This window comes from Nostoc sp. NMS8 (assembly GCF_017115045.1).
Lineage (GTDB): Bacteria > Cyanobacteriota > Cyanobacteriia > Cyanobacteriales > Nostocaceae > Nostoc.
Window position 1 is genome coordinate 67,189 of record NZ_JABXKK010000100.1, and the last position, 23,625, is coordinate 90,813.

General features: G+C 42.8%; 22 protein-coding genes and 1 tRNA gene. 11 read left to right on the forward strand and 12 right to left on the reverse strand.

Annotated elements, in window-relative coordinates:
- Positions 1 to 66 precede the first annotated feature (66 nt).
- The gene (locus HWQ39_RS25295; RefSeq protein ID WP_292851244.1) at positions 67 to 603 is read right to left on the reverse strand and encodes a nucleotidyltransferase family protein; all 537 of its coding nucleotides are present in this window, start codon (positions 601 to 603) and stop codon (positions 67 to 69) included.
- A 194-nt stretch (positions 604 to 797) separates the two neighbouring features.
- Between HWQ39_RS25295 and HWQ39_RS25300 the strand changes: the two genes are divergently transcribed.
- From HWQ39_RS25300 to cobO, 3 genes are all read left to right on the forward strand, one after another.
- A complete protein-coding gene (locus tag HWQ39_RS25300; RefSeq protein ID WP_292851246.1) occupies positions 798 to 2,066 on the forward strand; it encodes a plasmid pRiA4b ORF-3 family protein in 1,269 nt (422 codons plus the stop codon).
- Between the two features lie 128 nt (positions 2,067 to 2,194).
- Positions 2,195 to 2,650 (forward strand): GFA family protein, encoded by a 456-nt coding sequence (locus tag HWQ39_RS25305; RefSeq protein WP_292851249.1) that lies wholly within the window; start codon positions 2,195 to 2,197, stop codon positions 2,648 to 2,650.
- A gap of 472 nt (positions 2,651 to 3,122) precedes the next feature.
- Positions 3,123 to 3,800 carry a cob(I)yrinic acid a,c-diamide adenosyltransferase gene (gene cobO, locus HWQ39_RS25310; protein WP_292851252.1) on the forward strand — a complete coding sequence of 226 codons (678 nt, stop codon included), beginning with the start codon at positions 3,123 to 3,125 and terminating at the stop codon, positions 3,798 to 3,800.
- Between the two features lie 199 nt (positions 3,801 to 3,999).
- On the opposite strand, the gene HWQ39_RS25315 is transcribed toward cobO, so the two are convergent.
- Positions 4,000 to 4,179 (reverse strand): hypothetical protein, encoded by a 180-nt coding sequence (locus tag HWQ39_RS25315; protein ID WP_292851255.1) that lies wholly within the window; start codon positions 4,177 to 4,179, stop codon positions 4,000 to 4,002.
- On the opposite strand from HWQ39_RS25315, the gene leuB reads away from it, so the two are divergent.
- The 4 genes from leuB (at position 4,171) to HWQ39_RS25335 (ending at position 7,271) form a co-directional block, all read left to right on the forward strand.
- On the forward strand, positions 4,171 to 5,259 hold the full coding sequence (leuB, locus tag HWQ39_RS25320; RefSeq protein ID WP_179065939.1) for a 3-isopropylmalate dehydrogenase: 1,089 nt from the start codon (positions 4,171 to 4,173) through the stop codon (positions 5,257 to 5,259). The two genes, HWQ39_RS25315 and leuB, sit on opposite strands and share 9 nt — an antisense overlap.
- 252 nt (positions 5,260 to 5,511) lie before the next feature.
- The gene (locus HWQ39_RS25325; protein WP_179065938.1) at positions 5,512 to 5,772 is read left to right on the forward strand and encodes a hypothetical protein; all 261 of its coding nucleotides are present in this window, start codon (positions 5,512 to 5,514) and stop codon (positions 5,770 to 5,772) included.
- Positions 5,773 to 5,881: 109 nt separating this feature from the next.
- Positions 5,882 to 6,703 (forward strand): A24 family peptidase, encoded by an 822-nt coding sequence (locus HWQ39_RS25330; RefSeq protein WP_292851295.1) that lies wholly within the window; start codon positions 5,882 to 5,884, stop codon positions 6,701 to 6,703.
- 220 nt (positions 6,704 to 6,923) lie between these two features.
- Entirely contained in the window at positions 6,924 to 7,271 is a 348-nt protein-coding gene (locus tag HWQ39_RS25335; protein WP_094347414.1) for a DUF760 domain-containing protein, read from the forward strand.
- 43 nt (positions 7,272 to 7,314) lie between these two features.
- Here HWQ39_RS25335 and HWQ39_RS25340 read toward each other — a convergent pair whose 3' ends face one another.
- A complete protein-coding gene (locus tag HWQ39_RS25340; RefSeq protein ID WP_292851297.1) occupies positions 7,315 to 8,523 on the reverse strand; it encodes an HhoA/HhoB/HtrA family serine endopeptidase in 1,209 nt (402 codons plus the stop codon).
- Positions 8,524 to 8,934: 411 nt separating this feature from the next.
- On the opposite strand from HWQ39_RS25340, the gene HWQ39_RS25345 reads away from it, so the two are divergent.
- On the forward strand, positions 8,935 to 9,828 hold the full coding sequence (locus HWQ39_RS25345) for a M23 family metallopeptidase (RefSeq protein WP_292851299.1): 894 nt from the start codon (positions 8,935 to 8,937) through the stop codon (positions 9,826 to 9,828).
- Positions 9,829 to 9,901: 73 nt separating this feature from the next.
- On the opposite strand, the gene HWQ39_RS25350 is transcribed toward HWQ39_RS25345, so the two are convergent.
- Both HWQ39_RS25350 and HWQ39_RS25355 read right to left on the reverse strand, forming a co-directional pair.
- A complete protein-coding gene (locus HWQ39_RS25350) occupies positions 9,902 to 10,936 on the reverse strand; it encodes an isochorismatase (protein WP_292851301.1) in 1,035 nt (344 codons plus the stop codon).
- Positions 10,937 to 11,006: 70 nt separating this feature from the next.
- On the reverse strand, positions 11,007 to 11,939 hold the full coding sequence (locus HWQ39_RS25355) for a hypothetical protein (protein WP_292851304.1): 933 nt from the start codon (positions 11,937 to 11,939) through the stop codon (positions 11,007 to 11,009).
- A gap of 179 nt (positions 11,940 to 12,118) precedes the next feature.
- Between HWQ39_RS25355 and ispG the strand changes: the two genes are divergently transcribed.
- The gene (gene ispG / locus HWQ39_RS25360) at positions 12,119 to 13,345 is read left to right on the forward strand and encodes a (E)-4-hydroxy-3-methylbut-2-enyl-diphosphate synthase (protein ID WP_292851307.1); all 1,227 of its coding nucleotides are present in this window, start codon (positions 12,119 to 12,121) and stop codon (positions 13,343 to 13,345) included.
- A 223-nt stretch (positions 13,346 to 13,568) separates the two neighbouring features.
- On the forward strand, positions 13,569 to 14,852 hold the full coding sequence (ctpC, locus tag HWQ39_RS25365) for a carboxyl-terminal processing protease CtpC (RefSeq protein ID WP_292851310.1): 1,284 nt from the start codon (positions 13,569 to 13,571) through the stop codon (positions 14,850 to 14,852).
- A 71-nt stretch (positions 14,853 to 14,923) separates the two neighbouring features.
- On the opposite strand, the gene HWQ39_RS25370 is transcribed toward ctpC, so the two are convergent.
- From HWQ39_RS25370 to HWQ39_RS25380, 3 genes are all read right to left on the reverse strand, one after another.
- On the reverse strand, positions 14,924 to 15,109 hold the full coding sequence (locus HWQ39_RS25370; protein ID WP_292851312.1) for a DDE transposase family protein: 186 nt from the start codon (positions 15,107 to 15,109) through the stop codon (positions 14,924 to 14,926).
- 134 nt (positions 15,110 to 15,243) lie between these two features.
- Positions 15,244 to 16,971: a succinate dehydrogenase/fumarate reductase flavoprotein subunit gene (locus HWQ39_RS25375; RefSeq protein ID WP_292851314.1), complete on the reverse strand. Its 1,728-nt coding sequence runs from the start codon at positions 16,969 to 16,971 to the stop codon at positions 15,244 to 15,246.
- Positions 16,972 to 17,335: 364 nt separating this feature from the next.
- Positions 17,336 to 17,653, reverse strand: a complete 318-nt coding sequence (locus tag HWQ39_RS25380) for a hypothetical protein (RefSeq protein ID WP_292851316.1) — start codon at positions 17,651 to 17,653, stop codon at positions 17,336 to 17,338.
- 507 nt (positions 17,654 to 18,160) lie between these two features.
- Here HWQ39_RS25380 and HWQ39_RS25385 point away from each other — a divergent pair.
- On the forward strand, positions 18,161 to 19,018 hold the full coding sequence (locus tag HWQ39_RS25385; protein WP_292851318.1) for a hypothetical protein: 858 nt from the start codon (positions 18,161 to 18,163) through the stop codon (positions 19,016 to 19,018).
- A 91-nt stretch (positions 19,019 to 19,109) separates the two neighbouring features.
- Here the strand turns inward: HWQ39_RS25385 and HWQ39_RS25390 are convergent, their stop codons facing one another.
- From HWQ39_RS25390 to pds, 4 genes are all read right to left on the reverse strand, one after another.
- Positions 19,110 to 20,432, reverse strand: a complete 1,323-nt coding sequence (locus tag HWQ39_RS25390) for an ABC transporter substrate-binding protein (protein WP_292851320.1) — start codon at positions 20,430 to 20,432, stop codon at positions 19,110 to 19,112.
- Between the two features lie 192 nt (positions 20,433 to 20,624).
- Positions 20,625 to 20,716: transfer RNA gene (locus HWQ39_RS25395), tRNA-Ser, on the reverse strand.
- A gap of 119 nt (positions 20,717 to 20,835) precedes the next feature.
- Positions 20,836 to 21,768 (reverse strand): 15-cis-phytoene synthase CrtB, encoded by a 933-nt coding sequence (gene crtB / locus HWQ39_RS25400; RefSeq protein ID WP_292851323.1) that lies wholly within the window; start codon positions 21,766 to 21,768, stop codon positions 20,836 to 20,838.
- Entirely contained in the window at positions 21,752 to 23,191 is a 1,440-nt protein-coding gene (pds, locus tag HWQ39_RS25405) for a 15-cis-phytoene desaturase (RefSeq protein WP_292851326.1), read from the reverse strand. The genes crtB and pds overlap by 17 nt, the downstream gene beginning before the upstream one ends.
- Positions 23,192 to 23,625: the final 434 nt, after the last annotated feature.

Genomic DNA, 23,625 nt, shown 5'->3' on the forward strand with positions numbered 1-23,625 from the left:
GTTGTACATTAAAAAGCAATTGTTCCCTTGTAACGGAAAGTAGTGGCTAAAATCTGACTGTAATTTTTACGCCAACCGCAGATAAGGACACTTTTGTAAAAAACCAGAGGCCTTATTGTGGGCGTCTATATTATGAGTATGCATTGGTGTCGGTCGAATAATGCCACCAAATAGGTCATCCAAGCCGTAGGGTGTGAAAAATTGCCATTGGCCTTGTGCATCTAGTCGAACTCCCACAGCAGTAGCAGTATGCAGCCAATCTGCGATCGCATCTTCTGTATTATTGTAAGGTCTGCTGCCAAGCCGCCAACGAGCAAAACTGGCTTGATTTTTAACATCAAACTCGTCATGAGGAAATTTTTCTGTGAGGGTTGTCTTTGCTACTTGTTCCTGGGAACGATTTCCTTCTATATCAAAGAATGCAATATCAAAATCTTTAATACCTAACCCACAATCATTGTCAAAAATTGACGACCAAACGGTGTTTCGGACTGCACCACCGGCTAACCACCAGTTCGGTAGATTTAGTTGAGCGATCGCAGGTAATACTGTATTAATACGTGTATCAGCTAAAATCATCTGTAGGCGAGTGTTACTATTCATATTAAATACCTGGGATTGTCAAGTAAAAGGTGAAAATATTATCATTCACATTTCATGAAACTTACGGTGTTGATAGTCCTGCTATGACACTTGGCAAGTCAATCTTTTTGAGGCTAACTGCTGAAGTCATAGTATAAAGAAAACAAGGTTATACGAAGGTTAAATTGTGAATTGATAATTAAGAATTTTTATTTATGGAAGATCTATTTGCGCGACTAGAACGCACACTTAATCCTGAACTGCCAACCCTTGCAGAGTCACAACAACAACTACTACAAGAACTCAGTATTGATGAAAATCAACCCGGTACGATTCTGCATGACTTTCAAACTCTGATAGATTTCTTGCAACCAAACGGAGTGGAAGTTAGTAGTGTTAATAACCTTCTACCGCTAAAAGTACTATCAGAAGTTAATTCTCGGTTAAGTCACCGAATTGAAACTAAACTTAAACGCCCCGTACAGAAATCATACCCCTACATTAATGGACTATATCTGTTATTACGCAGTTCTGGAATAGCCCAAATTAGATCCCAAGGGAAGAAGCAGGTTTTAGTTTTAGATGCAGCAACTTTACAATCATGGTTAAGCCTGAACTTAACAGAACGTTATTTCAACTTATTAGAAGCTTGGTTGATTTGGGGAAATAACGAAATTTTGGGTGAACATCAAGATTCATTAGGGAATTTATTTAGATGTATGCAGCTTTGGCCCCGCGTCCCAGATAAAGGTTTAAAGTTTCCTAAATATGAAGCTCAAAACAATATTAGTTATTATCCTAGTCTGCATAATGTTGCCCTGTTAGAGTTATTTGGATTGTTATCTATCAAACATGGTAAACCACAAGAAGGTAAGGGATGGCGCATTACTAGTTTACAACGCTTACCCTTTGGTGATGCTCTGTTACAATTACTTTTTCCATTGGGAATACGAGGAGAATTACAAGATGGTGTAAATGTGAATTTTGGAAAATTACAGTCACATTTACAACCATTTTTTCCAGAATGGGAGCATAATTTACTTGTTCCTATGCAAGGCTTCACGGATGGTATTTATATTTTTAAAGTGTCCCTTTTTAAAGCTTGGCGACGCATTGCGATACCAGCAAATAAACCATTAAGCTGGTTAGCAGAGACAATTCTTGATGCTTTTGATTTTGATTACGATCACCTATACGAGTTTAGTTATAAAGACCATTTCGGTCGCATCATAAAAATCGGTCATGCCTACATGGAAACACCGCCATTTGCAGACCAAGTGCAAATTGGTGATTTATCGCTAGAGCCAGGTGGTAAAATGACCTATCTTTATGATTTTGGTGACAACTGGAAATTTGATGTGCAGTTAGAAGTAATTAATCCACCTGATAATAAAATTAAAAAAGCCAAAATTTTAGATGTTCATGGAAATGCACCTCAACAGTATTGGAGTGAGGATGATGAATCGGATGAAGATGAAGAATAAAGGAGATTTAGGGGCGCACAGAGAATCGTGTCCACGTGTCTTCTGTTTGTGTCTAGTAAAACCCACTTTAAGACAGAGATAGTTTTAGTTATAATCAGGCAACACAAATTATCAGGAGATAATAATCTGTGACTTTTCCATATACTGGAGGTTGTCAATGCGGACAGATTCGTTATGAAATTCATGCCCAACCATTAACACTTTACCTATGTCACTGCAAGGAATGTCAAAAACAATCATCTAGTGCTTTTGGAATGTCTCTTACAGTACTACGAGATGCTGTTGTAATTGTTCAGGGAAAACCCAAAACTTGGACTCGGAAAAATGATAGCGGACGTGAAGTAAATAACCTGTTTTGTGGCGACTGCGGAACGCGATTGTTCCATGAACGGACTTACAAACCAGATACTATCAATGTCAAAGCTGGAACCTTAGATGATACAAGTTGGTTACACCCAGTGGGTAACATTTGGACAGGCAGTGCCCAGTCATGGGTAATCATTTCAGACCAATTACTCAACTATGACGGTCAACCAGAGGATACGCAGCCGTTATGGGAAAAATGGAAACAACAACATCCTTAATAATTCAAAATTAAAGACATTTCAGACGGGGATTTAACCCTGACTGTAGCTTGCTTCCCGTAGGGTAACTGATGTTACATATAGTAGGGGTCTTAAACCCTTGTATTTATGATCAATGCACAATTTCCAATATTAGACATCAGTCCCCTGACACTTAAACCAAAGTCCTTGGTTGGTAGTCTAATTCATGACTATACCAAATGTGATAATGATAATTTTTTACTGGTAAACTACTTTAATGAACATATTAAATTATTTAAAATAGTAATAGTAAACTCAAATTATAAGTTCAGTTTGTGTATCATATATATTTCTACTTGTCTGCAAATCATTAATAAAGCTAACACACTATGAATATTTCACATGAAGACTTACTGGACATTTCCAATCAATTAATTTAGGTGAAACTGGATAAGTAAGACAATTTTGGTTCATTTTCAACACTTTTAACAGTTATTTCTAGACAAGCTTGATGAAAAACGATACACCGCAAGAATTGAACTCAGACCCAGAAATTGGGCGCTTGATTGATGAGGTAATGTCTTCGTCTCTGACTGATGAACAGTACCGCAAAAAGATGCAGCGACGCAAAGAAGTTCAAGACAAGCGTATAGCAGAAGCCGTACCAGAAAAAGGGTTAATTATTGTAAATACTGGTAACGGCAAAGGTAAAACCACTGCGGCTTTAGGGATGGTGTTACGATCGCTAGGTCATGGGTATAAAGTAGCGATCATTCAATTCATAAAAGGTAGCTGGGAACCTTCTGAGAAAAGGGTTTTCAGCTATTGGGAAGACCAGATAGAATTTCACGCAATGGGCGAAGGCTTTACCTGGGAAACTCAAGACCGCGATCGCGATCTTGACAAAGCTAGCGCCGCCTGGGAAAAATCATTAGAATACATCCGCAACCCAGACTTTCATCTGGTATTGTTAGACGAAATCAATATCGCCCTCAAAATGGCTTACTTACCAGTAGAAGACGTTTTAGCCGGTTTGGCGCAAAAACCAGCTAACAAACACGTTATTCTCACAGGTAGAGGCGCACCATCGGCTTTAATTGAACGTGCTGACCTAGTAACTGAAATGACTCTAGTTAAGCACCCTTTCCGCGATCAAGGTGTGAAAGCACAACCGGGAATTGAGTATTAAATCAGAATTCAGAATTGTTAAAAAACCAGGTTTCTGAATCTCTGTTGAGATTAGAAACCTGGTTTTTAATTCTCGGATGTCAATAACTAATTAAGTAAAGCGGTTCTCAATTGCATAGAATATAGAACACTCTTAGGGGTGTAGCAACTGCATCTACATAAACAAAACCTACCTCCGTAGGTTTAGCCCTAATTTTACCTTAGTCTGCGGAGGCGGACTTTGCCTGTGTAGCCGCGATTTCTAATCGCCACGGCTTAAATTGACTGTATGTTGCATCCAAGCGAGAACTGCTATAAATTAAAAACTCCATCGGTACATCTTGCTCGGTATGATATTTAATCTGCAAGCATTTACCTAGTAATAACCAGCTATGACACATAACTACCGCATTACTCTACTTCCCGGCGATGGCATTGGCCCTGAAATTATGGCAGTGGCGGTAGATGTGCTGAAAGTCGTAGGGAAGCAATTTGATATTCAGTTTGAATTCCAAGAAGCCCTCATTGGTGGTGCAGCAATTGATGCCACGGGAGAACCCCTACCATCTGCCACTCTAGAAACTTGCCGTAATAGTGATGCTGTGTTACTCGCCGCCATTGGTGGTTATAAGTGGGATTCCCTGCCATCTAATTTACGCCCAGAAGCAGGTTTGTTAGGACTACGTGCAGGTTTGGGATTATTTGCCAATTTACGCCCAGCGAAAATTTTGCCTCAGCTAATCGATGCCTCGACTTTGAAACGCGAAATTGTCGAAGGCGTAGATATTATGGTGGTGCGTGAACTCACTGGTGGGATTTACTTTGGTAAACCTAAAGGAATTTTTGCTACGGAAACTGGTGAAAAACGCGGTGTAAATACAATGGTTTACACCGAATCGGAAATTGAACGCATTGGACGGGTGGCTTTTGAGGCAGCTAAAAAACGCGGCGGAAAACTTTGTTCGGTGGATAAGGCAAACGTATTAGAAGTATCTCAGTTGTGGCGCGATCGCATCACTCAACTTTCTCAGGAATATCCAGATATCGAACTCTCTCATTTATATGTAGATAATGCTGCCATGCAGTTGGTACGCGCTCCCAAGCAGTTCGATACCATCGTCACAGGTAATTTGTTTGGCGATATTCTTTCTGATGCTGCTGCTATGCTCACAGGTAGTATTGGGATGTTACCGTCAGCTAGTTTAGGCGCTTCTGGGCCTGGTGTATTTGAACCAGTTCATGGTTCCGCCCCAGATATTGCCGGACTGGATAAGGCAAATCCTCTAGCACAAGTGTTGAGTGCGGCGATGATGTTACGCTACGGTTTAGACCAACCAAAAGCAGCAGATAGCATCGAACAAGCCGTATTGCAAGTTTTAGAACAAGGCGATCGCACAGGGGATATAATTTCCCCAGGAAAAAATCTTTTAGGTTGCCGCGCTATGGGCGATGCCTTGATCAAAGTACTCGACCAACCTTAAAGTTGTTGGTTGAAGATGAATGCCAGGCAGTCTTGGCAAAAGTTTTTCACTTTTGCCAAGACTGCGATTTCCTCAACGTAAAACGTCTATAGAGGTTTCCTAAACTCAGGTTTTATGGCTAAATCCCGCTTCGTTAGGGAATTACGAATTACGAATTGCGAATTTTAAAGTGCAACCTGGGCAATTTGGCAACCTTTGCTAAAAGTTTCGGGTAGACTAGAGGGAAATCTAGCAATCAAATAACAGTCGATAGTGTACGCATTACGACAAGGACAAGCAACTTTTACCGCCCCAAAGAACCAGTCACCTTTGATTGATCCCGCCGTAATCAGAGCCGCTGGGCAGATTTACTACACTCACTGTGAAGTACATCCCGAAATAGCTGGGCAACCTTCCGGTGTAGCAATTAATCGCATGACTCATCGAGGTAAGGTTATTTTTACTAACCAACCAGTTCTATTACCTCAAGAATGTTTTGTGCCCTTGAGTCAAATTGAATCGCACATGTATTAGTCATTGGGCATTGGTCATTAGTCATTAGTCATTAATCATTAGTTCTGGACAAAGGACGAAAGATAAACGACAAATGACACAGGACAAATGACAAAGGACAAATGACTGTATGGACATTTTGTTCGCCATTCCGGCGAGTGTAATGATCTTTGCTTTAGGTGCATCTATTGGTAGTTTTCTCAATGTTATTGTTTATCGGCTACCTGCTGGGTTGTCAATTCTTTGGCCACCTTCTCGTTGTCCTAAATGCTTAAACCAGCTAAAAGCTTACGACAATGTACCAGTATTCGGCTGGATTTCCTTAAAAGGGCGGTGTCGATATTGCAAAAGCAAAATTTCTGTCCGTTATCCCGTGGTAGAAGGGGTAACGGGCATAATTTTTTTACTGATTTTTTTAGTATTTCAAGTTTCGATTTTAACAATAGGCTATTGGGCTTTTTGTAGTTGGTTATTGGCGCTATCGCTTATCGACCTAGATACAATGACTCTACCCAATCCACTTATTAAGTCGGGTTTGGTTATGGGGATTTTGTTTCAAATGGTGGTTGGTTTTTTACCGGAGGCTAGTTCCGTGGCATTGGTAAATCACCTGATGATGGCAATAGTTGGTGCAGTATTGGGCTTATGGTTATTTGAAGCGATCGCCTTATTGGGTTCAATTGCTTTTGGTAAAACTGCAATGGGGGCAGGTGACGCCAAGTTAGCAGCCATGATGGGAGCCTGGTTAGGCTGGAAATATTTGCTCTTGGCTAGTTTTATTGCCTGCGCGCTGGGAGCGTTAATTGGTAGCGGTGCTATGATGCGATCGCGACAAAGGTTAGGACAAAAGATGCCTTTTGGCCCTTTTCTGGCTTTAGGATCTGTGATTACTCTGTTTAGCGGCGAAGCCATCTTGTCTAGCTACCTGCGGTTATTTTTTCCAGCATCTTGATGAGGAGAATAGCAATGCCCAATGCCCTTCAGGAGTGCTGAGTGGGGAAGAAGCAAGGGAACAGGGAGAAGAATTTTCCCCTCCGCCCCCCGCACCCTGCCCCTCTGCATCTTTTCAATGCCCAATTCCCCATTCCTCTTGACTTATACCCGTGGTGAATGCGCTACTCTTGTACTATGGTTTAGAGTAGAGTTAGCAATTAAGCTAAATAAAACTGCCAATGGTGTTTAATCCTGACTTTTTGAATGACAACTCCGAGGAACACCCTAATCAACTTCTTTCCGACCACTCTGAGGAATACCCCAATCAGTTACTCAAATATCTACAGCATCAGTCTCCTGATGTTTTAGCTAGGGTTGCTCAGTCTGCCAGCCCCGAAATTAAACAAATCATCTCGCAAAATGTTCAAGGGCTAGTGGGAATGCTCCCGGCAGAAAATTTTAACGTGCAAATCACGACAGATCGGGAGAACTTAGCTGGACTTCTAGCGTCGGCAATGATGACAGGGTATTTTCTGCGCCAGATGGAACAAAGAATGCAGTTAGAGCATTTGTCTAATGGTCAATAATTAATAGTCAATAGTCAAACATTCTGGGACTATTGACTATTGATTATTTCCTTTCAGGATAAGCTCCTAATTTTACTTTGAAGGTTTGAATTTTACTGCTGCGGTTGACTTCGAGCGCTATTATGTCCCCAACTTTGCTGGACTCTACTAGCCTCTGAACTTGGGCTGAGGTTTTGACTGGTCTACCGTTAACTTTTTGAATCACGTCTCCAGGAAGCAATGCTCCACGCTTGGCTGGAGAATCGTCTGTTACGCCTTTAATGACAATCCCCGCATCCTGCTGAATGTTCAGTTGATTGTCTTGATTGATCTGCTGTCTTCTGATAGGAGAAAGGTCTGCCATTTCAATACCCAAAAAGGGATGTTCCACATGCCCTTTGGTAAAAAGTTCATTGGCAACGCGGGCGGCGGTTTCAATAGGGATAGCGAAACCGAGTCCTTGAGCATCAGCGCGGATAGCAGTGTTAATACCAATGACTTCACCTTGAGCGTTTAACAAGGGGCCACCAGAATTACCAGGGTTAATCGCAGCATCAGTTTGGATAAAGCTAACTCGCTTATCTGGGACACCAACTTGAGTGCTGGTGCGATCGGTAGCGCTGATAATGCCCATAGTGACAGTATTATCCAAACCTAGAGGATTGCCAATAGCGATCGCCCATTGTCCCGGTATCAAGTTTTGCGAATTGCCCAGTTTTACCGTTGGCAAATTATTCGCTTTAATTTTTACCACTGCCACATCTGTCACAGAATCAACTCCGACCACCTTTCCCTCTAAACTCCGACCATCCTTAAGAGTTACTTGTACTGTATCGGTATCTGCCACCACATGAGCGTTAGTGAGTAATTCGCCATCTTCACTCAAAATAAATCCCGATCCCGTACCGCGCTCAATGCGTTCTTGAGGAATTGGTTGATCATCTTCTCCAAAAAATCGTCGTAAGAGGGGATTTTTCAACGCGTCAGAGATAGGATTAGCTACTTTGCGAGTGGCATTAATTCGCACCACAGCCGGGCCAACTTTTTGCACTGCCGTCGCAATAAAATTCACATTATCGCCCCCAGTAGCACTAGTTGCTCCATTTGGAGAATTCGGAACTACGGATTCTGGAGGCGAAGACATCGTTACATTTTTTAACTGTTGGAACGATCGGTTCTGTGGCAGGAGATAGTGACTGCCAAACAAGCCTGCACCACCGCCAATCACTAGTAAAAATACATAAACCGCCAGTTGCTTTAAGGATAACTTCATAATTTTTTTACTCAAGGACAGCAATGCAGTTGCTAATTTCTAAGTGTAGTCAAGCTAACGGCAAGTGGACAGATCAATTTACGGGAAATTGGGCATTGGGAACTGGGGACTGGGGATTGGGGATTGGGGATTGGGTATTGAATATTAGAAAACTCTTTTCTAAACCTCGTGCATGTTGAAACCTAGAGTTTTGAATTATTCTGTTGTGTTATTGCGACATTCGTTCTTAGCGTTCCCGCAGGGTAGGAAGCAATCGCAAAACTTTGGTAAAAACTACAGTTCTCAAGTTAGACGAGGTTTAGTCCCTATTTCTTAGTTCCCACTTCCGATCTCCTAGTCCCTAGTCCCCAATCCCCAATCCCCACTCTTCCCATCTAAAATCTAAAGTTAATGCGCTATTGACCTTTATACATGACTTTACTCTTTCGTCAACTGTTTCTCTGTAGCTTAGTTAGCGCCTTGGGCCTAGTAAGCATACTGCCATACTCGAACAGTGCTAACGCTGCTGTAGGTGGTTGCCCAATTCCAGCCTTATCTCGCTTCCAACGCCATAAAGTTGTTCGTGGCGAAACTTTGGAGAGCATAGCGCAGCGCTACAATCTCATTCCTACAACTATTATCGGCATGAATCCAGCTTTGCAGAATGGTGGGATTGCAGCCGTTGGGAGTGTGCTTCAAATTCCTCCCTACAATGGGATTGTAGTCGAAGTCCCTCGCGGTGAAACTTGGCGACAAGTAGCGGCACAATACAAAGTTCGTGCTGATAGCCTTTTTGAGGTGAATGGCTGCCAACCAGACCCCAGAATCGTATTTGTTCCGGGGGTAAACTGGTCGCCCAATGGTGTTGTAACTAAATCCCCTTTACCCAGTGATGCAGGTACACCAAATCGAGCATCGCTATCTGGATATCCCTTAGCACAAGTGACGACAGTGGGATTAGCTTACGGCTGGCAAATTAATCCTGCGACAGGTGAAGTTTTCTTCCATAGTGGTATTGACTTATTAGCACCAGTTGGTACAAATGTGCAAGCGATCGCACTTGGAACCGTAGCCTTTGCCAGCGATCAAGGTTCTTATGGCAAGTTGGTCATTATTAACCACAGTGGCGGACTCCAAAGCCGCTACGCCCAGCTTGACAGCATCAAAGTTACTGTCGGTCAGCAAGTGAAAAAAGGAGACTTACTAGGAACAGTAGGCACTAGTGGAAAACCAACATCCACTCAACCGCATCTCCATTTTGAAGTGCGTTCTAGCTCATCTCTGGGTTGGGTAGCAGAAGATCCCAAGGGTTATTTGAAGAAATAGGTTTGTTTTTAAACGCAGAGGGACGCAAAGGAAATCTCTGTGTTCCTCTGCGAAACCTTCGCGATCCTTTGCGTTAAAAAAATGCTATATTTTCGCTAGATTTTACGATGTGCATTCCTGCATCTGCAAACCTTGTAAATGCTGCATCTGCTTGTTCTGTGTAGTCCACAACACCAGGGACAACAACAGGAGAAGTACTATCTTCTAGCAGATAGATTTTTTGAGCAAGGGCAGCATCTACCTGTTTAATTTCTGTTAATAAATCGTCTATTGTCCAGGCGACGCAGTGACTTTTAGCTTGACCACCAATAATTACTGCATCATATTCTAAAAGTTGTTTAATTAGGCGCGTGTTCTTTTGAGCAAGTGGACGTTGTTCAAAATCTTCCAACACCTCTGGACGCAAAATAGAATAATTTTCTGTTAAGGGATTCTCACCTTTGATTTCAAATTGCGTCTGACTCTGACGAGCAATCCCGTGAAAAAATATCGCTTCTTCTACCGATGGAACTAAAGCATGACCAATACCACCCAACATAGAATGATAAGGCCAAACAGTGAGGGGATATTTCCCATCTTGATTAAGTTTTTTAAGGTAATGATAAGCGTGTTTTTCTAATAATTCATAATCCCCATTAGTAACACTGTTAGCAACTGCTGGGTTAACTTTCCAGATACCTTGTTGAATATCTGCTGGTGTGATGCTAGTCGCTGCTGGAGTGGGATGTTCTCCGGCAGCGTTCACCCAAAAGATTGGATGGAATATTTGCGTTGCTGTGTGAGTATCTAGAGTTGGTACAATTTTCGTAATTACTCCCAAGTTTCGATAGATAAACTCACATAATCTGACGTTATCATCCACCGCCGCATTCCCGGATTTTCCACCTACAAATAATTCAAATCCAGGGATGCAGAAGGTGTTTTGGACATCAATTAACAGTAAGCAAATATGAGTTTTATCTAAAGATGCAGGTTTTATATCGTGTTGTTGTGCCCAGATTTCAGCTTCGGCGGCACGTTCTTGGTAAGGTACGCGCCAGACTTTGCCCACTTCTTCAGGGTTAAAGTGTGAGGGAATTAGTATTTGGGGTGTTATTTGGGTGTTCATATAATTCTGCACTTATGTTGATAATTACTAGGCTTGACTAAGTTAAATATAATACTTTACAAAGTTTTTACTACAATATTCCCCTTCCTTCTTTACTGTGCAAAAATGCAGCAATTTGTGCGGCTGACTTCAATTTAACAAGCTGTTGACATCCAAAATGCGGACATTGCAGGTAAAACATATCTATAACAACATCTGAGTGATTGCGTTTTTCACGTAAGACCATAGGCACATGATGTATGGGGCATAGTACATCGCTGTTTTCTACCTTCAAATACTGTCTAACACGATCAACCACTGTAATTTGGATATTTTTAGGTGTAAAACTCTGACTTAGTTCGGCATTTGATAACTTAAGTTCATAGACATTTGCTTTGTGCATTAAACCAATATCCTGCGTAGAAAAATTCTGTGTACCTCTACATTGAGTATTTGCATGATTGTAATAGCCAATACATGACCAGAAAAAGTCATTTAACATCAATAAACTGCCGTCAGGTCGATTTTTATGTTGTAAAAACATTGGTCTGCCACACCCGCATTGCTTTTCAAGAACAACTTGCCCCATGTGAAACTGAAGTATGTGAGCTTTATCATTGTTCAAGAATGATGTTTCATATCTATCAGGATTTTTTACTTGTTCGGCTACGACTTCCTCAGTTTTAGCCTTTTGCCACTGCTCAAACTTATCCTCACGTTGTTTTTTTAATTCTTGGAGTTTCTCTAGCTCAGTTCGCTTTAGCAGTCCATCACGCGCCCGCTTTTTCTCAAGTTCCGTTTCCTGAAGGTCAATATTCTTGATGTCAATTTGAATATTTACAGTAACAGGAGTTGGACTCGGCGCAGTCTGATTTTCTTTAACTCTTTCCTGGAAACGCTCATCAACAATGCTATTAATATGGTTTTTGGTTGCTTGATGGACAGTTTTGGTTATTTGATTGACAGTGCGGATTGCCTTCATGACAATAGCTCCAGCACTAAAAATTGCTTCGATAAATCCCATGTTCGTTCTTTTTGAATAGATTTTTCATTTACTAGGGTTCCCTAAAGGCTAAGAAGATTGTTATTTTCTCCATTTTTTTCTATAGTAATCGTCCAAAAAAGCGCTAGCTGTGGCAATCTGGGAAACAGAGATTTATTAAATCTGATATTTGAGCTACAGCAAATTTACCTAATCAGGTTATGCAAACTCTGCCCACAGTAAACACTTCAAGCATCACATCACCTCAAGCCACCTTTGATACAACTATCAAACGGCGTAAAACCCGTCCTGTAAAGGTGGGAAATGTCACCATTGGCGGCGGCTACCCCGTTGTAGTGCAGTCAATGATTAACGAAGACACTCTTGATATTGATGGTTCCGTGGCTGGTATTCGTCGTCTGCACGAAATAGGCTGCGAAATTGTCCGCGTTACAGTGCCAAGTATGGCTCATGCTAAAGCTTTAGGGGAAATTAAACAAAAATTAATTAAAACTTACCAAGACGTGCCAATTGTGGCTGATGTCCATCACAATGGGCTAAAAATCGCCGTGGAAGTCGCCAAGCACATAGAGAAAGTACGGATTAATCCAGGTTTGTATGTGTTTGAAAAGCCAAACATCAATCGAACTGAATATACTAAAAGCGAATTTGACGAAATTGGCGATAAAATCCGGGAAACCTTAGAACCTCTAGTAGTTTCTTTGCGCGATCAAGGAAAATCGATGCGAATTGGGGTAAATCACGGTTCCCTCGCAGAGAGAATGCTATTTACTTACGGTGACACTCCCGAAGGAATGGTGGAATCTGCCATAGAATTCATCCGCATCTGTGAATCTTTGGATTTCCACAACTTGGTAATTTCTATGAAAGCCTCACGAGTCCCGGTGATGGTCGCCGCCTATCGCCTCATCGCCAAGCGTATGGATGAACTGGGTATGGATTATCCGCTACATTTAGGCGTTACCGAAGCCGGTGATGGCGAATACGGGCGAATTAAATCCACGGCTGGTATTGCTACCTTACTTGCTGATGGCATTGGCGATACAATTCGCGTGTCACTTACAGAAGCACCAGAAAAAGAAATCCCCGTCTGCTACAGCATTCTCCAAGCTTTGGGATTGCGAAAAACGATGGTGGAATATGTCGCTTGTCCCTCCTGTGGACGCACTTTGTTTAACCTAGAAGAAGTGCTGCACAAAGTTCGGGAAGCCACTAAACACCTAACTGGGTTAGACATTGCAGTTATGGGTTGCATTGTCAATGGCCCGGGAGAAATGGCCGATGCCGACTATGGTTATGTCGGCAAAACACCCGGTTACATTTCTTTGTATCGTGGTCGAGAAGAAATTAAAAAAGTCCCAGAAGATAAAGGTGTAGAGGAATTAATTAACCTTATTAAGGCAGATGAACGCTGGGTAGAACCTTAAAGGGAGCAGGGGAGAAGCAAGGGAGCAGAGAGCAGGGAGAAGAATTTTCCCCTCCGCCCCCCGCACTCTGCCCCTCTGCCTCTTTTCAACCCCCAATCCCCCAATTTGCCAGATTGTCAAGTATTTTGTGTAAATTAGGAATACATACTCCGTCTGTACAGTGGTAGCCTGTGTTAGATTGAGCATACTGACTATAAATTTTCCCTCTGATGCAGCTGTCATTATGGTGATTACAAAAAGTAGACTTGTTTTGGGTGCTACGGCAGTGACACTCTCCACGATCGCTGTTACTAGCCTTGGCATTCATTCGCGAGGTCAGGCTTTATTTAAAGCAAGTCCTAAAGAATTAGTAGATGAAGTTTGGCAAATTGTTCAACGCCAATATGTAGACGGTACTTTTAATCAGGTTGATTGGCAGGCTGTTCGTAAGGAATACTTGAGCAAGTCTTACAGTAATCCACAGGAGGCGTATAAGTCCATTCGGGAAATGCTGAAAAAGCTGGAAGACCCCTACACCCGATTTATGGACCCAGAGGAATTCAAGAATATGCAGGTTGATACCTCTGGAGAATTGACAGGGATTGGGATCACCATTAGTCAGGACGAAAAAACCAAGCAGTTGGTTGTAATTGCGCCAATCGAAGATACACCAGCCTTTAAAGCTGGTGTTTTGGCAAAAGATATCATCCTCAAAATTGACGGCAAAGATACTAAGGGGATGGATACTAATCAGGCAGTATCTTTGATTAGGGGTGAAGCAGGGACGCAAGTCAGCCTGATTATTCAGCGCGACAGTCAGACAAAACAATTTGACATCAAACGGGCGCGAATTGAAATCCATCCAGTTAAGTTTTCCCAAAAGCAAACCCCAGCGGGGAATCTTGGTTACATCCGCTTGAACCAGTTCAGTGCCAATGCTGGTAAAGAAATGCAAACCGCTATCAAAAATTTAGAAAGCAAAAAAGTAGCTGGATATATTCTAGATTTGCGTGGTAATCCAGGTGGCTTACTTTTCTCCAGTGTGGATATTGCCCGGATGTGGATAGATAAAGGTAAGATTGTCTCCACTGTTGAACGCCAAGGAGAGGCAGAAAAAGAAGAGGCAAACGGACGAGCCTTAACAAATAAACCTTTGGTAGTACTGGTAGATAAAGGTTCAGCTAGTGCCAGTGAAATCCTCTCAGGGGCTTTGAAAGATAATAAGCGCGCGACTTTGGTAGGTACTCAAACCTTTGGTAAGGGATTGGTGCAATCAGTACGTCCTCTAGAAGATGGTTCAGGATTGGCGGTAACAATTGCTCATTACTATACCCCCAATGGTACAGACATCAATCATAAAGGCATTGAGCCAGATGTGAAGGTGGATTTGACCAAAAAGCAAATGGAAGATTTGTGGCTGCATGGACGCGACAAACTCGCTACCCTAGCAGACCCTCAATTCGCTAAAGCGGTGGAAGTTATAGGTAAAAAAATTGCTGTTAAGGGTACACCTACCGCAGAAAAATAAAGTTAGGAATGAATAGTAAGGAGTTAGGAATAAAAACCATCATTGTTAACTTCTAACTCCTAACTGCTAACTTAAACTGGTTGACATTTTCCTGCCCTAATAAGTCCGACACGCCGAGCGATCGCTTCTTCTTGCGAATTAAAAGGCCCCCATTGTTCTATAATTTCTGGGTTATCGTCTGCAACTTGGTCACTGGGGATAATTTCACAGTTTCCACCAGAGCGCTTGACAATATACCAAGTTTGTGATTTGCTCATACTTTAAATAAAAATCTTGTTTTTATAGTCAGAATTTTACTGCATACAGAAAATATCTTCGCACTTACTGTTATTAATCGAGGTGGACAAAATTTTTGTAGTCCCCTCGATTTCTCACATAAATTTACCTTTGGTTAATACTTCCGCTCTTTTGGCTCAAACATAGTAATCGCCACCGGTCGATATTGAATCTCAATTCCCGCTGGTGAATAGTAAGCCATTGTGTGTTTGAGGAAATTTGTATCATCTCGCTGGGAATAATCTTCGCGGAAATGAGCGCCACGGCTTTCTTGACGATTTAGAGCTGATGCTAAAATAGTTTGTCCTACTACCATCAAACTTCGCAATTCTAAGGCTTCAACGAGTTCCGTATTCCAGCAACTACCTTTATCATCTAAATAAATTTGAGGGTATTGCTGTTGTATTTCTTCTAGTTTTTGCAAACCTTCAGTCATTAATGCCTCAGTGCGGAAAACGCCGCAGTACTCAGTCATACAATCCTGAAAAGCTTCACGGACTTGGTTAATACGGTACTGTCCTGGTTGTTCTAGTAAAGCTTGAATTTGTTGCTGGGCTTCTGTTACATAACGTTGCTCATCTACAGAGGGTAGCTTACGTTTTTGGACAAATTTGGCGATCGCAGCCCCAGTCCGCTTACCATAAACTACACACTCCAGAAGTGAATTACTCCCCAAACGATTGGCACCATGCACGGAAACACAAGATGTTTCACCCGCAGCAAAGAAAGCATCAACTAAACCATCGCCACTACTACGAACTTGTCCATCAGTATTAACTGGGATACCACCCATACAATAGTGAATTGTTGGGCGAACTGGCATTGGTTGAGTTACTGCGTCAACGCCTACTAGGCGATGGGCTTCTTCCCAACAGAAGGGAACGCGACTCATAATTTTTTCTTTGCCCAGATGGCGCAGATCCAGATAGACAAAGGGGCCACCAGCACTACCATCAAGATGGATACCACGATCGGCGCGAATTTCGTAAGCGATCGCTCGTGAGGTAATATCACGAGGAGCTAGTTCCATACGACTGGGGGCATAATTCGCCATAAAGCGATCGCCTTCACTATTAATCAGATACGCCCCTTCTCCGCGTACTGCTTCTGAAATCAGCACCCCTACCGGATATAAACCAGTGGGATGAAACTGCACAAATTCCATATCTTCGAGAGGTAAACCTGCGATCGCAGTCATTGCCAAACCATCACCCGAAGACGCGTAATCGTTAGAGGTAGTGTTATAAACGCGACCATAGCCCCCTGTGGCAAACATCACCGCCTTAGCCCGCACCACCTCTATATGTCCATCCAAAAGATGGAACATCACCACACCCTTCGCCTCATTCTCTTCCAAAATGAGACGCATCACGTACCACTCTTCATAAACTTGCACCCCATAACGCCGCAAATTGTTAACCAATTCGTGCAAAATCGCGTGACCGGTTTTGTCAGCAGCGTAACAAGTGCGGTTGTGGGAGTGTCCCCCAAAAGCCCGTTGGGCAATGCGTCCATCGGGTAAGCGAGAGAATAAAACGCCAAGATGTTCCAAGTCAATTACCACACCTGGCGCTTCTTGGGTGAGAATTGCTACAGCATCTTGGTCTGCCAAGTAATCAGAACCCTTGACAGTATCGAAAGCATGTGCTTCCCAACTATCCTCCGAATCAACATTTTTCAGCGACGCAGCCATGCCACCTTGAGCCGCAACCGAGTGGGAGCGAATTGGGTGGGTTTTTGCAACCACAGCAATATTTAAACTAGGGTCGGTGCGGGCAATTTCCACAGCAGCGCGACATCCTGCTAATCCACCCCCGACAATAATCACATCATGTTCCAGCATATTTAGCCCCCGACTGCAAACCACTGCTGTTCTATTGTAGAGACGTGATGAATCAGGCAGTGGGTTACAACAGTGGCATCTCTACAAAAAAATTCCCTGCTTATAGACCAATACGCTTGGGTTAAGACTAAAACCCCTTGTCAAAGTCAATTTTTTTATTAACAAATCACAGAGACGCAGAGGGTACTGAGAGAAGAGACAAATGCTTAACTGAACTGTATTGGCTTATAGACAGGGATGTTATGAAAAATTTTTAAATTTAGGAATAAAAAGTTAAAAATGAAGAGTTATGGGACAGATAAAGTGACTCATAACTCCTCTAGGGACGCGATTAATCGTATCCCTACTCCTAACTCCTAACTCTTTAGCTCGTTGCTTGTACAGGTTGTTGCTGAGACACATTACCTGGTATGGGTTCCAATTTAGTTCCCGGCCCTACAGGAGCGACTTCAATATGATTTAACAAGGTAGTGACAAAGGCAAACACCAAGAAAGGTAGCGATAGCAGAACGACGAGACCCGCCGTTGCTAAAGCATACACAGGTCGCTTGGCACCCATCAATGCCAAAGCTGATGCCAAACTGAGAGTAATTGTAATTAACCAAACAATTATTTGACCGTAGATATCACCGAAAGTCAAGGTACAGACAAACCGATACTTTTGAATATTATTTTCGCTCATTACATTTGCCTCAAGTCTCTCCTAATAGGTTCTACGTTAGAACTATGTTTGCCTTGTCGGCAATTTCTAAATATTTTTGCAAGCTTCGTAATATCACTTCACAATCAAGCCACCTTTAGCAGGAAGGCAGCTATTCTGGAAGAAAACTTTTTCTCTTCGTGGCAGGGGTCGCCATTTTCATAACCTCTTAAACAGATAATCTCTTTGCTGAATGTCATCTATCAAATTGAGGATATTTCAGAATATCTAGCAATTGTATTTGATTGTGAAAATCGCAACTCACAGATCGCTGACTTCTTAAAGAAGTCAGCGATCTTGTTTGTCACAAACGATTCAGATTAGTATAGTATTTAATTTTTTGCGAGTAAATATTAACTAGAGAAATCGAGTAAAGTCAGGATGGAAAAACCAATTTTTTGATGTTAAATTTTGAGTATTGCCCGAATTTGTTGACTTAAATCAACAAAAATCTTTATTTTTCGTGGCAACATTGTTTTAGGAGTGAACGTGAATACTATTTTTCTTCGTAAAGGTGTTTTTTTGTTGCCAAGTGTAGCTGCTCTTACCTTCCTGGGTAGCGGCTTATCTGCAAGTGCCCAGACTGTGGACAAGGTGAGCATTCAGCCATTAACTGAGTCTTCTGCAACTGTAGCGTCTCCCAACGAGTTTAGTCCAGAACTAGACACTGAAAGCCAAAATCTCTCTACAGAAACAACTGAAATATTTACAGCGACAAATTTAGCTAAGGTACAGCAGTTGCCCAACACTGCGATGGAACAAAACACCAGCACAACAGTTATACCCTTTCCAGGCACAGTGTCAACCTCATCTGCGACGCTCACCTCTGAGGTAGTACAACCGACTTCTCAATCGGTTTCTCAAACAACTGCTCAACCATCTGCTACCAAAGTGGCACAATCGGATATTGATTTAGGTAGAACTACTCGTGGTGGCAGCAGCTATGTTGGCGTCGCTGCTAACATCGGTTTGAGTGGTGATGGTGACACGTCTTTGGGTGATGGTAATTTTGCAGTAGTGAGCAAAATCGGACTGACAAATTCTATATCGGTGCGACCCTCAGCCGTATTCGGGGACAACACGACAATTCTACTTCCGATCACCTATGATTTTACCTTCAAATCAGCAGATGCTTTTAGCGAACCATTAGCGATCGCACCTTACGTCGGAGTGGGTGCAGCTTACAAAACAGGTGATGATTCCAAATTTGCCTTTTTGGTATCTGGTGGCATTGATGTGCCTCTAACTCCTCAATTTACAGCAACAGCTGCTATAAATGCGGGATTTTTTGATAAAACTGATGTGGGCTTGTTGTTAGGAATTGGTTACAACTTCAATGGGCTTTAAAAGTTAGGAGTTGTGAACTGGTAGTTAGGAGTTAGGAGTTAGTAATGTTTCATTCGTAACTCTTAACTCTTAACCTCTAACTCCTAACTTTCTATTTAGGGGTAACTTTATCAATTACCTTAATTTTGCCATCGTCTCCTACCGTCCAAACATCGTAAACACCAACAACATCACCGTTAGCATCAATATCTACGTTGCCACTGGCTCCTTGGTAGTTAATCTTTTTACCATCTTTAAGTAACTTCAGTCCCTCGCAGACATCAGTAACTTCTGTGCCAGGCCCATCAGCAACTTCCCGGATTTTGCTGGATATACCAACGCCTGTATTTTCCTTAGCAGCTTGCGCCGCCAATGTCAACAAAGCTGCTGCATCCCAAGCTTGAGGAGCGTATTCCCCTGGCGCACTACCCTTTTTATCCTTCCACAGCTTGTTGAAAGCTTCTAATGCTTTACCATCGGAACCCGGTACTGTACCGATCGCTCCTGTTAAAATATATTTACCATCACCAGCTTTGCCAACTTGTTCGGGAAAAGTCGGTGACTTTACCCCATCTGTCAGCAGAATTTGCACTCCCTTCGCCACACCTTGCTGATAGGCGGCTTTCAGGAACAGACTACCAGTTTCCGCATAGAGTACAGCCAGAACTGCATCCGGCTTACCAGCAAAAGCAGCAGCCGCTTCTGTATCAAATGTTTGGGCTTTTGGGTCGTAGCGGACAGGCTTATCTTTATTAACTATAGTTCCACCCAATTTTTCAAAAGTTTGCACGAATGCTTTTTCAAACCCTACGCCATAGTCGTTATTAATCACGACTGTAGAAACTCGCTTGAAACCTTTTTTTCTGGCAAGTTGGGCTAAAGCTAATGCCTGGTAGGTATCGGGGGGAGCAGTACGCGCCCAAAAGCCTTTATAGTCACCTTTTTGGGCTTTTTCGGTAAATACAGGACTGGTACTACCAGGGGAAACCAGCATGACTTTATTCGGCGTGGCAATGGAGACTGCTGCACTAGAAACGCTACTGGCAAAGGAACCAACTACACCTGCCACCTTATCTAAAGTTGCTAGTTTAGTCATACCGGCAGCTCCAGCTTTCGGGTCGGTTTGGTCGTCTACTTGCACCAAGGTAACAGGTTCGCCATTCACTCCACCGCAAGCGTTAACCGTATCGACCAGCAAAGGTACAGAGCCTAACATCTGCTGTCCTACAGAAGCCAAATCGCCTGTTGTCGGTAGCAAGGAACCAATTTTTAGCCCTTTAGCACTGCTTGTAGTAGTTGAGTTTGCCGCTGGGGTAGCGGTACTTCCGTTGTTAGCTGTGCCGTTGGGGGTACTGCTATCACCACAAGCTCCAAGTAGGAAGCCAGTTGCTAGGGTAGCTATACTTAAACTTAAGGCGGCGCTAATTTTTCTCATAAATTACTTTCACTCCTCAGATATTTAGGAGCCTAAAAATAATATCCAAGCTAGGTTTGTAACTTAGCTGGATCTTATCAAGACTCCAAAGGATAAATCATATCATCCATCTTTGGGAGTAGAAATATTTACGCCGATATTAGTAATTCTTTTTCTACACAGAATATTCTCCGTGTATCAAAAGCTGAAAAACGGAGAGGGAGGGATTCGAACCCTCGGTACGGAGTTGCCTGCCGTACAACAGATTAGCAATCTGCCGCTTTCGACCACTCAGCCACCTCTCCTGACTCACGAATATCAATGTTACCAGACTTGCCAATAAGAGTCAATAGTCATTTGTCATTGGTCATTGGTTATTTAGAAAGCACTGATGACTAAGAACTAGGGACAAATGACTAATTTTTTAAAGGACTTGCGATCGCATCCAAGCTATGGGCAAAGTGCGTAACTTTTTCCACTGGTGAACGTAAGCCCGCTGACTGAATACATCGTAATCGTTGCGTTCAATCGCCTCCAAAATTTGACCGTACAGCATTGATGCTGCCCATACAGGCCAACGGGCATCGGATGCTAAATAAGTAATTCCCTGGTCGGATGTGCTGTAAAATTGGCGGGCACGGTCAATTTGAAAGCGCATCAATGCCCGCCAACGATCGTCTACCACACCTTTGAAGAAGTCTTGCTCGGTGTAGTTGAATTTTTCCAAGTCCTCAAGGGGAATGTAAATTCGCCCCCGTTTGGCATCTTCTCCCACATCCCGTAGGATGTTGGTGAGTTGATTGGCAATTCCGAGAGCGATCGCTTCTTCTATGGGAACATAAGGTTGTTTGTTATGTTGCCACGGTGCTGCATATATGGTGTTATCCACACCCATAACTGATGTTGACATTAAGCCAACAGTGCCAGCAACGCGGTAACAATAGAGGTATAAATCCTCAAAGGTTTCATAACGACTGCGATATAAGTCCATACGCTGACCGGCAATCATATCCCGAAATGGTTGAATGTCCATCGGAAAGCGCTGGAGGGTATCAACTAAAGCTACATCGTAATTTTCTAATGGACGCCCCGCAAAAATAGATTCCAGCTGCTGTTCCCATAGGTCTAGGGTTTCTGGCGTGGTAATAGCAGATGCGGGACCATCCACCAATTCATCTGTACGGCGACACCAAGCATAAATTGACCAAATAGATTGACGTTTTACCGGACTCATAAGCAAAGTACCCAGGTAAAAAGTCTTGGCATACTTTGCTGTGAGATGCCGACAAAGTTTGTATGACTCGTCTACAGAGACCAGCGTTTTCATGCGCGGGGGGGAATCAGGCAGTTGCAGCATTCGTTGCGGGCGGTCGGGTGAGCGTTTGCAGGTTTGAGGAATTTGCTACCGGGAGGGCCTCAGAAATCGCCTGCGCTGTCAGCTTACCAGAAAGTACGGCACCTTCCATACTTGCTAAGTAGCGTTGCATGGTGTAATCCCCGCTGAGATAGAAGTTACTAATGGGGGTTGTTTGCGAGGGACGGTACTGTTGACGACCAGGGGTCGCTTTGTAAACTGAACGGGGCGTTTTCACCACATGAGATTTCAGCAATGTTGCTGGATTGTCTCCCCCAAAGTGGTCGGGGAAGAGTTTTTCTAACTCGGCAATAGTGGCAGCCACAATCTCCTCATCGGATTTGGCAATCCAATCTTTTGCCGGGGCTAGAACTAATTCCAGCATCGAGCGTTCGGGGTTGGCGTATTCACGGCAGGTATTGCTCATATCAGCATAAACGCTTAGGAGGGGCGAGCGCGAGAATAGCAAGTGATCAATTTGCGTAAGTTTACGATCGAACCACAAATGCACGTTAATTACAGGTACGCCTTCCAACCCGTCTAGCTTTTGGAAAAACTCCATTTCTTTCCAAAGTGCTGGCAAAATCACCTTCAGAGGGTCAACCGGCATAGCAGATACATACAAATCCGCCGTGAAAACTTCATCTTTCTCCCCATTCAACCCCCGCATCAAGTATCCTTTGACGCTACCATCGGCGTTTAGCAAAATCTCTTTTAAAGGGGCATTCAAGCGGACTTCTCCACCGCGTTCGGTTATGTAATCCACTAGTGGCTGGCACAATCGTTCTGTTGGCGAACCATCCAGAAAGGCCATTTTTGAGCCATTTTTTTCCTGGAGGAAACGATTGAGGGCAGTTAAAAGTATGGTTGCCGAAATTTCATCTGGGTCGATGAAGTTCAGCGACTTGGCCATGGCAATAAAAACTTCTTTATTGACCCGTTCTGGAATATTGTGTTTACGCAGCCAATCTGTCCAGGAATATTTGTCCATTTCTTCAACGTACTTTTGCCCCTGAATCATGACCGGCAATAACCCGATGCCAAAGCGGATTTTTTCTGGCCATGTCAGCATGTCGTTGTTTCGCAGAATTGCCACTATACCATTAATTGGTGCTGGCAAATCGGGGAAATCAAAGCGGCTGTAAGTACCTGGTGCATCCGGCTGGTTGAAGATCATTGTGTGTTCTTTCCACTGCAATCGATCTTCAATATCCAGTTCTTTGAATAACCGCAACATATTGGGATATGCGCCAAAAAAGATGTGCAGACCTGTTTCGTACCAGTCTCCATCAGCATCTTTCCATGCAGCCACTTTACCGCCTAGAACGTCTCGACGTTCCAAGACAATGGGTGTGTGACCTGCGTCTGTAAGATATTTCGCGCAGGAAAGTCCTGCTAGTCCCGCTCCCGCGATCGCTACTCGCATGTAACCCTACTGCTCTTCAATATTTCTTAACTGTTTTGTCGTTTTCATTATACGTTGCAATCCGTTACATTTGGCAGTTATTGTGCGATCGCTTCCCTAAAAAACTTTTGCCAAAGGGAATTTTACCTACGCACACCTGCACAAAAAAATTGCCAATACCATTGTTGGTAATAGCTTTGCGGCACGCACTTTATCTATATTTACATGCAAGTGATTTAGAGAAACAAAAGTATTTCCTTTGACTGAAAATAGCTAATTTTAAAAGTTGTCTTAAAGTAGTTGATTTCTTGGCTAATTTGTGTATTTGCTATTAGAAAATATCTGGGGCATTACTTAAAGAAAACTTTCCTCTCCCTATAAAGGTGTAGGATAAATGTTTATGTCCTCTAGGTTGAACAACCAAGTTGTTTACCCCACAACTTAATAGGTAAAAG